The 14,088-nt window shown below is 60.4% G+C and carries 13 protein-coding genes; 7 read left to right on the top strand and 6 right to left on the bottom strand.

The window, feature by feature from the left end:
* The first annotated feature begins 42 nt into the window (after positions 1 to 42).
* Positions 43 to 1,011, top strand: coding sequence for an L-histidine N(alpha)-methyltransferase (gene egtD / locus Q0O19_RS11235; RefSeq protein WP_295523013.1), 969 nt, complete (start codon positions 43 to 45; stop codon positions 1,009 to 1,011).
* 7 nt (positions 1,012 to 1,018) lie between these two features.
* Here egtD and senA read toward each other — a convergent pair whose 3' ends face one another.
* Positions 1,019 to 2,269, bottom strand: a complete 1,251-nt coding sequence (gene senA / locus Q0O19_RS11240) for a selenoneine synthase SenA (RefSeq protein WP_295523014.1) — start codon at positions 2,267 to 2,269, stop codon at positions 1,019 to 1,021.
* 13 nt (positions 2,270 to 2,282) lie between these two features.
* On the opposite strand from senA, the gene senB reads away from it, so the two are divergent.
* From senB to Q0O19_RS11260, 4 genes are all read left to right on the top strand, one after another.
* A complete protein-coding gene (gene senB / locus Q0O19_RS11245; RefSeq protein ID WP_295523015.1) occupies positions 2,283 to 3,257 on the top strand; it encodes a selenoneine biosynthesis selenosugar synthase SenB in 975 nt (324 codons plus the stop codon).
* Positions 3,258 to 5,612: a selenide, water dikinase SelD gene (gene selD, locus Q0O19_RS11250; RefSeq protein ID WP_295523017.1), complete on the top strand. Its 2,355-nt coding sequence runs from the start codon at positions 3,258 to 3,260 to the stop codon at positions 5,610 to 5,612.
* 5 nt (positions 5,613 to 5,617) lie between these two features.
* A complete protein-coding gene (locus Q0O19_RS11255; protein ID WP_295523019.1) occupies positions 5,618 to 6,286 on the top strand; it encodes a cupin domain-containing protein in 669 nt (222 codons plus the stop codon).
* Between the two features lie 113 nt (positions 6,287 to 6,399).
* Entirely contained in the window at positions 6,400 to 6,975 is a 576-nt protein-coding gene (locus tag Q0O19_RS11260) for a carboxymuconolactone decarboxylase family protein (protein WP_295523021.1), read from the top strand.
* Positions 6,976 to 7,075: 100 nt separating this feature from the next.
* On the opposite strand, the gene Q0O19_RS11265 is transcribed toward Q0O19_RS11260, so the two are convergent.
* Genes Q0O19_RS11265 through Q0O19_RS11285 form a run of 5 tightly spaced genes read right to left on the bottom strand, consistent with a single transcriptional unit; the run spans position 7,076 to position 11,768 of the window.
* Positions 7,076 to 7,570, bottom strand: a complete 495-nt coding sequence (locus Q0O19_RS11265; RefSeq protein ID WP_295523023.1) for a cupin domain-containing protein — start codon at positions 7,568 to 7,570, stop codon at positions 7,076 to 7,078.
* Positions 7,571 to 7,594: 24 nt separating this feature from the next.
* Positions 7,595 to 8,443: an alpha/beta hydrolase gene (locus tag Q0O19_RS11270; RefSeq protein WP_295523025.1), complete on the bottom strand. Its 849-nt coding sequence runs from the start codon at positions 8,441 to 8,443 to the stop codon at positions 7,595 to 7,597.
* A 3-nt stretch (positions 8,444 to 8,446) separates the two neighbouring features.
* A complete protein-coding gene (locus Q0O19_RS11275) occupies positions 8,447 to 9,913 on the bottom strand; it encodes an amidase (protein WP_295523027.1) in 1,467 nt (488 codons plus the stop codon).
* Positions 9,877 to 10,785 carry a polysaccharide deacetylase family protein gene (locus tag Q0O19_RS11280; RefSeq protein ID WP_295523029.1) on the bottom strand — a complete coding sequence of 303 codons (909 nt, stop codon included), beginning with the start codon at positions 10,783 to 10,785 and terminating at the stop codon, positions 9,877 to 9,879. The genes Q0O19_RS11275 and Q0O19_RS11280 overlap by 37 nt, the downstream gene beginning before the upstream one ends.
* Positions 10,785 to 11,768 carry a tripartite tricarboxylate transporter substrate binding protein gene (locus Q0O19_RS11285; RefSeq protein WP_295523031.1) on the bottom strand — a complete coding sequence of 328 codons (984 nt, stop codon included), beginning with the start codon at positions 11,766 to 11,768 and terminating at the stop codon, positions 10,785 to 10,787. The genes Q0O19_RS11280 and Q0O19_RS11285 overlap by 1 nt, the downstream gene beginning before the upstream one ends.
* A gap of 239 nt (positions 11,769 to 12,007) precedes the next feature.
* Here Q0O19_RS11285 and Q0O19_RS11290 point away from each other — a divergent pair, with 239 nt between their 5' ends.
* Positions 12,008 to 12,850, top strand: a complete 843-nt coding sequence (locus Q0O19_RS11290) for an IclR family transcriptional regulator (RefSeq protein WP_295523033.1) — start codon at positions 12,008 to 12,010, stop codon at positions 12,848 to 12,850.
* Between the two features lie 133 nt (positions 12,851 to 12,983).
* Positions 12,984 to 13,952 (top strand): tripartite tricarboxylate transporter substrate binding protein, encoded by a 969-nt coding sequence (locus Q0O19_RS11295; RefSeq protein ID WP_295523035.1) that lies wholly within the window; start codon positions 12,984 to 12,986, stop codon positions 13,950 to 13,952.
* Positions 13,953 to 14,088: the final 136 nt, after the last annotated feature.

The raw sequence follows: 14,088 nt of genomic DNA on the forward strand, positions 1-14,088 counted from the left end.
ACACGGGTCGCCGCCCGCTGAGCGGCTGCCTTAACATGCCGCATGACCACGCCTCAATTCATCCAGCTGTACCAGCACAACGCCGCCGCTGTGGCTCAAGAGCTTTTGCAGGGCTTGAGCGCCCCGCAGGCCTTCACCTCCCCCAAGTACCTGTACGACGCCTTGGGCTCACGCCTGTTCGAAGCCATCACCGAGTTGCCTGAATACGACCTGACCCGGACAGAAGCCAAGTTGATGCAATTGCACAGCGCCGACATGGCGCAGCACTTGCCCCCCGGCGCTTGTTGGGTCGACTTGGGTGCAGGCAACTGCGAAAAGGCCGGGCGTCTGCTCAGCCCCATGGCCGCAGGGCGCTATGTGGCGGTGGACATCTCGGTGGACTTTGTGCGCCAGGCTCTGGAGAGCTTGCAGCGCCAACATCCCGGTCTGCACATGGCGGGTTTGGGGACCGACTTTTCAGGTGGCCTCGATTTGCCCGAGGCTTTGGACTTGGACCCGACCCAGCCGCGCGTGCTGTTTTACCCGGGTTCGAGCATCGGCAATTTCACACCCGGGCAAGCAATTGGCTTTTTGCAAAGCCTGCACCAAGCATGCGGAACTGCAACCAACAGTGGCTTGCTGATCGGGGTGGATTTGCTCAAAGACCCCGCCGAACTGGAAGCCGCCTACGACGACGCTTTGGGCGTGACCGCCGCTTTTGACCTGAACCTTTTGTTGCACATCAACCGGTTGGTGGGCAGTGATTTTGCCGTGCGCGATTGGCAGCACCTGTCGCGCTTCAACGCCCAGGCATCACGCGTGGAAATGCACCTGCAAGCACGCTGTGCCTTGCGCGTGCAATGGCCGGGTGGCGAGCGACTTTTTGCCGCAGGCGAGACCATCCACACCGAAAACGCCTGCAAATGGACAGTGCCCCACTTTGAAGCCTTGCTGCGTTCGGCGGGCTTTGCCTCGACGCGCGTCTGGACCGATCCAGACAAGCGCTTTGCGGTGGTGTGGGCCTTGGCCTGATGGCACTTTACAGCGCCACAGAGCGAAAGCCCGCAAAGATGTCGCGCCGCTCGGGCACAAAGAAGTTGCGATAACGCACATCCACCACATGTGCAGAGGTGGCGGCGCTGGCCCCGCGCAACACGCGGTGGCGAGACCACCATGGCGCTGAATAGTCACGGTAAGGGTGCACCTCAAAGCCTGGGTACGGCAAAAAGTCGCTGGCTGTCCACTCCCACACTTGGCCCCAAGCCAAGTCAGGGTGCTGGGCCGCGCACTCCCATTCGGCTTCGGTGGGCAAGCGCCTGTTGGCCCACCGACACCAGGCTTGGGCATCGTGCGCGTTCAAGTGAACCGCCGGAGCCTGAAGGTCCAGCGCTTGCCACTGGCCAAAAGTTTGCACTTGCCAAACACCCCGTTCACATCGCAAATGTGGAGGCTCTGCATGGCCTGTGGCCTGCACAAACGGCAAGTAGCGCGCCCAGGTCACTGCGGCAGCATCGATGTCGAAGGCCTCCAACGTCACCGGGTGGGCCATGCGCTCGTTGTCAAACGCAAAGCCCGCTCCCGAATGGCCCAAGGCGTGAACTTGTGCCGGCACCATGATGGATGAGCCCCCATTCGTGTTCACCTCCTGGTCACCCGCATGGCCAAGCACCTCTGAGCGCCTACAAAGCCCTTCAGGCAAAGGCAAACCCAAGGCCTGCGCCATGTAAACCGAAGCTTCGTTGTGCATGTCTTCGTGCTGCAGCACCAGACGCCAAAAATACAAAGCTTGGTCGCTCACTCCGTCCAAATCCTCTTGCAACACCTGCAAATGGGCCAAACTGTGTTGCAGCACCTGCGCCAAATAAGCCTCTGTCCCGGTCAGATCAGGCAAAGGCAACGCCCAACGGCTGTCATGTGCGACTTCGCTGGAGTTGTAAAGCACATCGGCCCCGGCCAACAAGGAAAGAGCAAAGCCCTCGCCGCTGCTGGCAATGCGCGTGCCCGAATGGCGCTGTGGGTTGCGCACTGTCCACCACTCCTGAAACCAGGCGATGTGGCCCCATTCCCACAGCGGTGGGTTCATGTCGGTTTGAGGCGGCACCGAAAGATCGGGCAAAGCGTTTTGCCAGGCTCGCATCAGGCCCAACGTTCGCGCGCGTGTGGCTTGCATGGCCTGGGCCAAAGCCGCAGGGCCTGCCGTGCGCCAAGCGCTGTGCACGGGCCCCCGGCAGCCTGGAAAAGGCCGCCCAGCGCCTGTGTGCACTGTCTGTGCCGTGGTACTGCCATTCATGTATAAATTGCCCATGCAAAAACTTCGTGTGGTCATTGTCAGCCCTGCTTTGGCCGACGCCAACAATGGCAACTGGCAAACTGCGCGTCGCTGGCAACAGCTGCTTTCTGCGCATTCTGCCCGCATCGTGCAACAGTGGTCTGGCGATCCGTCCGACAGCGATGATGTGATGCTCGCCTTGCACGCGCGGCGCTCGGCCGCATCGGTGCAAGCCTGGCACGCCCAACGCGGCCCGCGTGGCTTGGGCGTGGTGCTCACGGGCACCGACCTTTACCGCGACATCGGCCACGACCCCTTGGCCCAAAAGTCTTTGTCGCTGGCTCAATCGCTGGTGGTTTTGCAAGAACTAGGCGTCAAGGCCTTGCCACAGGCACACCAAGCCAAAGCGCGGGTCATTTTTCAGTCCACCGGCACACGCCGGACTTTGCCCAAGACCTCTCGCCATCTGCGCGTCGTGATGGTCGGCCACTTGCGCGAAGAAAAAGACCCGCTCACGCTGATGGGTGCTGCGCGCCTCTTGCCCAAAGGGGCTGGCATTTTCATCGACCACATCGGTGCAGCGCTCGACCCGGTTTTGGGCCAGGCCGCGCAAGCCGTCCAGCTGCAGTGCCCCCATTACCGCTGGCTGGGGGCTTTGCCGCATGCGCAAACCCTGCAGCGCATCCAGCGCGCTCACCTGCTGGTGCACTGCAGTCGCATGGAAGGCGGTGCGCATGTGCTGATGGAGGCCATGTGCAGTGGCACGCCCGTGCTGGCCTCACGCATCGACGGCAATGTGGGCTTGCTGGGCGACCATTACGCCGGCCTTTTTGAGCCGGGCAACGCCGTAGCTTTGGCCGATTTGCTGCTGGCATGCCGATCGCCAGAAATCGGTCATTCTCTGGTGGCACACTTGCAGCATCAGTGCGCTGTGCGTGCACCCTTGTTTGAACCGAGCGCCGAGCGCTCTGCCTTGCACCGCTGGGTGCAAGACCTCTGGACCCTTTGAATGCAATCTTCCCATCAACCCGTTTTGCGCGACCTGGTGCTGGTCGGCGGCGGCCACAGCCATGTGGGCGTGCTGCGCATGTTCGCCATGAAGCCCGAACCCGGTGTGCGGATCACTGTGATCTGCACCGACATCGACACGCCTTATTCGGGCATGTTGCCCGGCTACATTGCGGGCCACTACAGCTTTGACGAAGTGCACATCGACCTGGGCCGCCTGTGTGCCTTTGCGGGTGCGCGCTTGTACCACGAGGCAGCGGTCGGCATTGACCGACAAAACCGAAAGGTCATTTGCAAAAACCGCCCGCCTGTAGCCTATGACCTGTTGTCGATCAACATCGGTTCTACCCCGCAGGTGCACAACGTGGAAGGCGCGCAAGCCCTGGCGGTGCCGGTCAAGCCGATTGCACAGTTCAACCAACGCTGGCTTAGCTTGATGGACAAAGCACGACAGTGGCCTGGCTATCGGGGGCCGATGACCATGGCCGTCGTCGGTGGAGGAGCAGGCGGTGTGGAGCTGGTGTTGTCAATGCAACACCGATTGCGCAACGAATTTAAAGCCATGGGGCGCAGCCCCGAAGAGCTGAAGTTTGTTCTGTTGACCGCAGGCGATTCGGTCTTGCCCACCCACAACCCGGGCGTTCGTCAACGCTTTGCCCAGGTGCTGCAAGAGCGCAACGTCGAGGTGCATACCCATGCCGAGGTGGTGCAGGTCTCGCCGGGCTGCTTGCACACGCGCGACGGCCGCACCTTCGATGCCGACGAAACCATGTGGGTCACCCAAGCGGGGGGGCCAAGTTGGCTGCAAAGCTCGGGCTTGACACTCGACGACCAAGGTTTCATTTTGGTGACCCCCCAGTTGCAAACCCTCAACGACCCGCTGGTTTTTGCCGCCGGTGACATCGCCTCGTTTGCCGAGCGCCCTCTTGAAAAGGCCGGCGTTTTTGCCGTGCGCATGGGCAAACCACTGGCCGACAATTTGCGCCGCAGCTTGCGCGGTCAAAAGCTCGTGGCCTACAACCCGCAACGCCACTGGCTGGCCCTGATTTCGACCGGCAACCGCTACGCCGTGGGTTCACGTGGGTCCTGGGGCTTTGGCGGCGAATGGGTCTGGCGCTGGAAAGACCGGATTGACCGCGAATTCATGCGCCGCTTCACGCAATTGCCCAACATGGACGCCAACGCGCCGGGCACCAACTTGCACACCGCCATCCAGGCCATGGGCCAACTGCTCCAGGACATCCAGGCCCAAGGCCGCGCCCCCACCACACGCCTGAGTTTGACCTCAGAGGAATCGCTGCAAGCCATCTCGGCCATCGCCATGCGCTGCGGCGGTTGCGGCGCCAAAGTCGGCGCCAATGTGTTGTCGCGCGCCTTGGGGCAATTGCAGCCGGTCGAACGACCCGATGTGCTGATCGGCCTGCATTCACCGGACGACGCGGCCGTGGTGCGCATACCACCGGGCATGGCCGTGGTCCAGACGGTGGATTTTTTCCGGGCCTTCATCGATGACCCCTATCTGTTTGGCAAAGTGGCCGCCAACCACGCGCTGGGCGATATTTTCGCCATGGGGGCCGAGCCGCAAACCGCCACCGCCGTGGTCACCGTGCCGCCAGGGTTGGAGAGCAAAGTCGAAGACCTGCTGAACCAAATGATGGGCGGGGCGATCGAAGTGCTGAACGCCGCAGGCTGTGCTTTGGTGGGTGGCCACACCGGTGAGGGCGCGGAACTGGCCCTGGGCTTTGCCATCAACGGCCTGATCGACGAGGCCATGGACGGTGTGATGCGCAAGGGCGGCATGCAGGCAGGTGATGTGCTGCTGCTGACCAAGCCGATGGGCACCGGCACTTTGTTCGCTGCACACGCACGCTACGCGGCCAAAGGTCGTTGGATCGATTCGGCGCTGCAGTCGATGGTGCTGTCCAACCAAATGGGCGCCAAAATTTTGCACAGCCACGGCGCCACCGCCTGCACCGACCTGACGGGCTTTGGTCTGCTGGGCCACCTGGTCGAGATGACGCGGCCATCGGGCGTGGACGCCGAACTGAACATGAGCGCCTTGCCCCTGCTGGAAGGTGCGGTGGACTGCGTCAAGGCAGGCATTGTGAGCTCTTTGCAACCGGCCAATGTGCGATTGCGCCGCGCGCTGCGCAACGCCGAAGAGTTTGTGAATGACCCGCGCTACCCCTTGCTGTTTGACCCCCAAACGGCAGGAGGGCTGCTGGCCAGCGTGCCCGCTGCACAAGCTGCTGACTGCGTGCAAGCCCTGAAAGCCGCAGGCTATGCACACACCGCCATCATTGGCCGCATCACCGCGCCAGGCGAGGCGATCGAGCCCGTTTTGCTGAAAACCTGATGGCCATGAACGCTGAACACATCACACTCAACGCCGACCTGGCCCAACGCTGCGTCGTGCACAGCGCCTCGCTCGATTGGGTGGATTCCCCCGCATCAGGGGTTGCACGCCGCCTGCTTGAGCGCGATGGCGGCGAAGTGGCCAGGGCCACGTCCATCGTGCGCTATGCGCCGGGCTCGGCCTTTGCCCACCACGCGCATGGCGGGGGCGAAGAAATCTTGGTGCTCGAAGGCACGTTGCACGACGAGCACGGCGTCTACGGTCCGGGGACCTACATCCAAAATCCGGTGGGCTCATCGCACACACCCGCGTCGCCCGAGGGCTGCACCTTGTTCGTCAAGCTGCGCCATCTGGATGCGCGGGACAATGAACGCGTGGTCATTGACACACGCCGCAGCACATGGCGTCAGGGCATGGTGGACGGGCTGACCGTTTTGCCGCTGCACACTTTCGAGACACAAAACACCGCTTTGGTGCGCTGGGCCCCTGAAACCTATTTCAGCCCGCACAGGCATTGGGGCGGAGAAGAGATTTTTGTGGTGGAAGGCGTTTTCTCCGACGAGCATGGCGACTACCCGATGGGCAGCTGGTTGCGCAGCCCGCACATGAGCCAACACCAACCCTTCAGCCGCGAAGGTTGCCTGATTCTGGTGAAAACCGGGCACCTGGCCTGAACAGATGAGACTGGCGGCCCAGCTGAGGCGGCCCGCGTATCCCGCACACGACTGAGGGTCCCAAGGTCTGGTGATAAATTAGGGTTTGATTTTTCAACCCATGATCCAAACCGATGACCTCCAGCAAAATCGACCGCTTGCCCGAAATTCCCCGTGAACAGATGACCGATGCGCAGCGTGCGGCGGTGGACGAACTGGTCAGCGGCCCCCGGGGCAAACTCTCAGGCCCCTTTGTGCCCTTGATGCGCAGCCCCGAATTGATGCGCCGCTTGCAAAAAGTGGGGGAATACCTGCGCTATGACAACACCGTAGGTTTGCACAACTCAGAGTTCGCCGTGCTGGTGGTGGCACGCCATTGGTCACAGCCCGTGGAGTGGCACATCCACAAACCGATCGCCATGAAAGCGGGCGTGAGCGAAGAAACCTGTGATGCCATTGCCCAGGGCCGACGTCCACCCAACATGACGCCAGAAGAAACTGTGGTCTACGACTTTTTGCAAGAACTGCTGCACAACCAATCGGTGAGCGATGTCACTTGGGCCAGCGCGCAAAAAATGTTCGGCGACCAGGGGGTCATCGACATGACGGCGCACTGCGGTTACTACAGCTTGTTGGCCATGGTGATGAACACCACACGGCGTGAATTGCCAGACCAAGCCGCACCAGGGATAGCGCCGTTCCCCCACTGAAGCCCAGCGCCATCCGATGGGGCTGGCCTGGCCATTCAGGATGCCCGGGGACAAACCGGGATGAAAAGATGGAGAGGCCCGAAGGTGTTGGGGCGCCGCATCAACCAAAGGCGCTCAGCGTTTGATCCCCGGCCTTTACCGGGTGGGCGTGCACCAGCACCACGGCCATGACACAGGTTTCGGTGCCCCGATTGATCCAGTTGTGCACGGTGCCACGCTGCACCATGACGTCTCCGGCTTTCAGGTGCACTTCTTCACCAGACTCCAGCTCCATGTCGATTTCACCTGACATGACCACGATGTAATCCACCGAATCTGTGCGGTGAACGCGCTGCTGCACGCCAGGGTGGAAGTCCAGGATACGGAACACCGTGCCATGCTCGATCACCGAGAACTTCCCCTCGCGCCTGCCTGCATCCACATGGCCGTTGTTGTTGGCCGGGCTGGTGTCGGTGGTCCAGACATTGCACACAAATCCATTGGGTCGGCCCTGCCGGTAATGGCTGCAAATTTCGTCGATTTCAACGATGGCTTTGCCTTGCTCATCGTGACCGGTCACGATGCGGCGAATGCTGGGGTTGATCTGTTGTGTCATTCCATAAACTCCTTGTCAATCGGTTCAACGGCCATCATCGCCCACTCGGCGCATGAAATCGGCCATGGCTGTCGCCAGGGTTTCTTCGTGCTCGGCCCAAGCAGAAAAAGGCAATGCGGGGACATCTTCGTCCACCAAGGGCAACTCAAACAGCTCGCAGCCCTGAATCAGGCCTGCCGCTTCTCGCCCATGGCGAGAAACATGGGTTTTGTCGTTGCCGGGGACCAGCCAGGTGGGCACGCACACCGCTTGCAAATCTTGTACCGTCATGCCCAACATCGGTTCGCGCGGGCCTTGCAAAAAAAACTCCAGCCAGTGTTGCATGACGGCGATGTACTGCAGGGGGTCCATGGCCATGAGTCGGTCGCGGTTAGAGGGGTCGGTGCCAATCAGCTCTTGGTAAAAGGGCGTGGCACATACGGCGGCCATGCCGCCTTGCTCCGCCAAGCGAATGAACTGACCGTAATAGGTCTCTGGCAAACGGCCTGCCGTGAATGCGCCTCCAGTGATGCGCATCAAGAGCAAACCACGCACCACCGCGGGGTGACGCAAGCTGGTCAACAAAGCCAATCGCGCACCCGATGAGCCGCCTCCGAAAAAGGCGGGCACGGCGTTCAGGTGCGCCATCAGCTGCACCCAGTCGTCGGCCCAAATGGCTTCTTCACCCCGCAGGCCTTCGATCCACACCTGCGATGCGCCAGTGTTGCGCCGGTCGTGCAGCACCACCCGAAAACCCCGATCAGCGATCTTGCCGGCCAGTGACAACAGCTCGGCCGCACTGCGCCGACCACCAGAGACCAAGGCCAGCCAAGGACCCTGTTCGCCCAGCACCTCGTAATGCAAGCGCACGCCTTCGGTGTTCACAAAGTCCATGGGTCAATTCATCAAAATGGGCAAGCGCCAGCCGATGGCCAGCTCCATGGCGTGGGCCACCTGAAGCAAGTGACGCTCCCCGTGCAAAGCGCCCCCCATTTGCACGGCCATGGGCAAGCCCTGTGTCGAAACGCCGATGGGGCAGGTGATGGCGGGGTGTCCTGTCAGGCTGAACAGGCGGTTGCAGGCACTGCGCTGGGCGGAAGGGTTCTCCATCAGCGCGTGCAGGGTTTCGGGCAAGGCTTCGCGGCCAGGCCACATCAACACATCGACCTGTTCACCAAACAAGGCACTGACCTCGTGTTGCCACCCATCGGCCTGCACGCGGGCAGCCTGGTATTCGTTCAGGCTCAACTGCGCGGCACCCGCCAGTTTTTGGCGCAAGCCCTGCCCCAAATGGTCTGGTTGCTCACGCCAAATGTGCTGCAATTGCTGGAAGGCTTCGTACGCGATGAGGGTGTTGGCCGCCTTCACCACCAGCGGCTGGGGCGGCAGGTTCACCAGCCGCACCTGAGCGCCTTGACTTTGAAGTTTTTGCAGTGTGGCCTCAAAGCAGGTCTGGATTTGCAGGTCGTGTGTGGCTTGGCCACTTTCTGGGTGATGCCACAAGCCCACAGGCACGCCGATGCGCAAACCGTCAAGGACCCCGTGTTGCACGCCCGCTGCACACGATGGCGCCACATCCGTGCCATGCCATGCATCCCAAATCAAGGCTTGATCCATGGCCGTACGGGTCAAAAATCCGGCCACATCCAGACTGGGTGCCAAGGCCAGCACGCCCGCCATGGGATAAGCGTGGCGCGTGGGCTTGAGCCCCACCACACCACAAGCAGCTGCGGGATGCCGAATCGATCCGCCCGTGTCGGTGCCGGTGGCCGCCAGGCACATTCCTGCGGCCACAGCTGCACCCGAGCCACTGCTGGAGCTGCCAGGCATGTGCGCCAATTGCCAAGGATTGCGGGCAGGAGGAAACGCGTCATCGGTCGCAGGTGAGCCAAAAGCAAATTCATGGCAGGACGTTTTGCCCAGACTGATGGCCCCCAAACGCTCCAAGCCCGTCACCAGCGCGGCGCTGACCTGAGGAACCCAATCGCGCAAATGCCGCGATTGCGCGGTGGTGCGCACGCCTTGCGTGAGAAAGACATCCTTGTGCGCCATCGGTATACCGTGCAAAGGCCCCCGGTAATGGCCTTGTTCAATTTCATCGCCCGCCTGCTGCGCTGCGTGCCTGGCCGCATCCAGCATGGGTGTCAGCATGGCATGGAGTTGGCCATCCAGACGCTCCACCCGTTCAATGCACGATTGCACCAGTTGAATGGGCGTGATGGTGCGCTGCCGGATCAGGGCACTGGCTTGCGCCAGAGACAAGGCGTGAAGCGGCCTGTCAGTCTGCGCTGCCACTGAAGGATCCCACGGGATAAGTTTGCCATGCATCAAGGCGTTGGCAGCGGACTGGCTTGCTGAAACCATTGGCTGATTTCCGAGCCATTCCAGAAGACCACCCCCGGCTGACGGGCCAGAAATTCCAACATCATTTCAAAGTAACGGATGCGGTGCGCAGCCCCGGAAATGTAGGGATGAACTCCGAATGCCATGATGCGGGCTCCATGCTCGGACTCGGCATACAGGCGCTCGAATGCATCTTGGGTGCGCAGCAGCATGGCGTCTGAGCGCTCGTGCGACGTGAGCATGATGTTGATGTCGTTGAGCTCGATGGTGTAGGGCACCGATACCAAGGGCCCATATTGGGTGTGCACATACTGCGGCTGGTCATCGAGCACCCAGTCGCCAAACCAGGACATGCCCAACTCCTTGATCAGGTCGGGCGTCTCCAGTGTCTGACTGCGGCCCGGCCCCAACCAGCCTTGCGGGCGCTGACCGGTGAAGCGGGTCAGCACGTCCAGCGTCTGCTGCATCATGGCCCGCTCATCCGGAATTTTCTGAATCGGAATTTGTTCGTAGCAGTGCGCCATGAACTCCCAACCCGCTTCGAGCGCAGCCTGCGTCACGCGCGGGCGGGTTTCACACACCTTGGCATTGATCGACAAGGTAGGGCGAACGCCCACTTTCTTGAAGGCGTCCATGAGTCGCCACACTCCCACCCGCATGCCGTATTCATGCCAGGTCCAGTTGGGCACATCGGGCACCGGGGCCTGGCCACCCGGTGGTGGCGAAACCATGCGCGGCATGGGACGAGAAATGTCCCACTCTTCGATGTTGACCACTGGCCAGACCACCAGACGCACGCCTTCGGGCAGCTTCAATGCAGGCCTGTCGACAATGGCTGAAAATGGCAACCGGTCTTGAGGGCGCAACACCCCGCTGTCCATCTCAAAGTTCATCAGTTCACTCCGCCGGGAATAGAAGCGGCAATTTGGCGCAGCTTGGCGGTTTCGGTGCGAATTTCTTGCACCATTTGTTCGGGCGTGCTGCCCACAAGACTCATGCCCATGCCGTTGAGTTTGCGCTGCACATCCGGATCGGCCAAGGCCGTCTTGACCGACGCATTCAGACGTGCCTGGATGTCGGCGGGCAGCCCTTTGGGTGCAAAAAGGCCGACCCAATAGGTCAGGTCATAACCGGTCAAGCCTCCTTCACTGAGGGTGGGAATGTCCGGATAACGCGGATCGCGCACCGAACTCGTGGTGCCCAGCAAGCGGACTTTGCCGGCATCGATTTGGGGCTTGGCGGCACCATCAAAGATGACCTGACAAACGCCCGCCAAGACATCCTGCATACCGGGGCCAGAACCTTTGTAGGGCACATGCACCATGTTGACTTTGCCCATGGCATTGAACAACTCTCCTGCAAAGTGCAAGCCGCTGCCCATGCCCGAAGTGGCGTAATTGATCGCGCCCTTGTTTTTCGGGTCACGTGCATAGGCCAGAAATTCGGGCAAGTTCTTGGCTGGTACTGAGGGGTTGACCACCATCAGCAATCCATATTTGCCAACCAATGAAATCGGTGTGAAATCGTTCACCGGGTCATAGGACAAAGACTTCTCCACCACCGCCATGTAGGTCTTGGTGCCATTGGTGGTCATCAGCAATTGGTAGCCGTCTGGCGCCATTTTGGTCACCGCTTCGCTGCCAATGCGTCCGCCACCACCCGCGCGGTTTTCGATCACGATGTTCTGTCCCAGGTTGCGGGACATGGCTTCGGCAATGATGCGGCTGGCCTGGTCTGAAAATCCTCCGGCAGCATAAGGCACGATGGCTTTGATGGGTCGCTGCGGAAAGTTTTGGGCCTGTGCCGACACCGCTGTGGCGATGACCAGCAGACCCAAGCCCATGCTGGCCAGCCATTGGCGCTTGGATGGTTTCATCTGAAAGAGTCCTTCCTTGTCTTGTCGTGGTGACTTGTTTGTCTTGAACCGATGAAGGTTCGCCTGGAATATCCAAAATAAGTATGCGTGCCCGCTTTTCACTTGGCAATCGGGGCATGCCCGCTTTGCCCGATGGCACGGCAAAGCCATGCACAATATTCCGAATTGTGGAATTGTTAGCAAAACCCATGCGTCGAACCGTGCAGGTCTCGGCGGCAACTGAGCCTCTTGAAATCACCATGACGAAATCCCCCAAAAGCGAAGGCGCACAAAGCATTGCGCGCGCAGCGTTGTTGCTGCGCACCTTGTCCACCTTTGGGCCACAAGGGGCCGCCCTCATGCAAATCAGCGCCCTGACTCAGTTGCCCAAAGCCACTGTGCACCGCATCCTGTCGGCCCTGTTGGAAGAGCACTTGGTCGAGCGGCCTTGGGGGACACGCCACTATCGGCTTGGCCCCGAGGTCTATGCCCTGAGCATGTCGGTGCGCGATGTGTTCGACATCAAAACCATTGCGCAACCTTCGTTCGAGCGCCTGGCGCAGGCCACGGGGGAGACGGTTTACCTGGGCATTCGCTGTGGCTATGACGCCGTGTGCCTGGACAAGCGCCAAGGCCACCTGCCTCAAAACGCTGAAATTTTGCAAATCAATGACCGCTGGCCATTGGGCATTGGCTCTTTCAGCTTGGCCATCCTGGCCCATTTGCCCGACCAAGAAATGGCCGACATCGTGGCCTTCAACCGATTGCGCAGCGGTGAGGACAACGCCTTCAGCAAGATGGCCGCCGGCATCCAAAAGACCCGCAAAAACGGCTACGCCTTGACCAAAACCCGATCGGCCCGGGGCATTTCAGGCATTGCTGTACCGATCTTTGACAGACGCCGTTACCCAATTGCCTCTTTGTGCGCCGTGTCGTCGCTGGACCGCATGAAAGGCCGCCACCTGAGCGGCTTGGCCGCGACACTGATTCACGAGGCGGAGATCATGTCGGCGCAATACGATCTCGCCCGCATGAACCCCACTCAGGTCGAAAGCTGGCGTACAGCCCTCAAGGGCCCACCCGTGCCGCGTATTGCAATTTGAACGCCATAAGCCTCGGCTTTGTATGCCATGGAATACCCTTGGCCAGAAATTCCATATTTCGGAATATGGAGGTTGGTCAATTGCACGCTCACTCCTAAAATCCCTGCACGATTAATTTGGATGGAGATGGCAAATGGACAAGCTGGTTCAGTTTCTGAAATGGGGCCTGTTGGCACCCTTGGGTTTGTGCATGGGCCTGGCCCAAGCTCAGGGCTTTCCCAACAAACCCATCAAAATCGTGGTGCCTTTTGGTCCTGGAGGCTCGGGGGACATCACCGCCCGCGCCTTCGGTCATTACCTGGAAGCGCAATTCAAGCAAGGCGTGGTGATTGAAAACAAAGCGGGCGCCAATGGCATTTTGGGCACAGAAGCGGTCAAGAACGCACCGGCCGATGGCTACACCCTATTGCTCACCACCAACACGACGCTGGCGGCCAATTTGAGTCTGTACAAGAAAGTTCCTTACGAACCTCTGAAAGACTTTGAACACTTGGGTCAATTCGGTACCGCCGCCTCTGTGGCCATGGTCAGCAAAGATTCTGGCATTCGCACAGCCGCCGATTTGACGGCCTATGCCAAAGCCAACCCTGGCAAAGTATTTTTTGGGCACTACAACTCAGCCTCGCAAATGACCGCGGAGATGTTCAGGGTCAAGTCGGGCGCGCCCATGACCGGCGTGCCCTACAAGAGCATTGGCTCAGCGCTGCAAGACTTTTACGGCGGTCAGTTGCAGGTGCTGTTCTTGGAGTACCTGCCCGCCATGGCGCACATCGACAACCCCAAAGCCATCGCCATTGGCGTCACCGGCGCCACGCGTTTTAAGCCCTGGCCCAACGTCCCGGCCATTGGCGAAACCTATCCGGGCTATGAACTGGGTTTCTTTTTGGGTCTGGCCGCGCCAGCAGGTACCCCGGCCGATGTGGTTCGCAAACTCGATGGCGCCATCAGCTCGGCCCTGAAAGACGAGGGCTTTTTGGCCCGTCTGGCGCAATTGGGCCTGGAGCCTTCCAAGGTATCCAAAGCCGATTACCCTCGGTTCATACAAAGTGAAATCACACGCTGGTCGCAGGTCATCAAAGACGCTGGCATCAAGCCCGAGTGATCTTTCATTTTCATTTCAGAATCAGGAATCCGCTATGCGTTTAGGCTACTTCACCATGCCCTTGCACCCTTTTGAAAGGGACACCACAGAAACTTTGCATGAAGACCGGCAGACCATCATCTTGGCCGACAAGCTG

The organism is Limnohabitans sp. Rim8, assembly GCF_945869175.1.
GTDB lineage: Bacteria > Pseudomonadota > Gammaproteobacteria > Burkholderiales > Burkholderiaceae_C > Limnohabitans_A.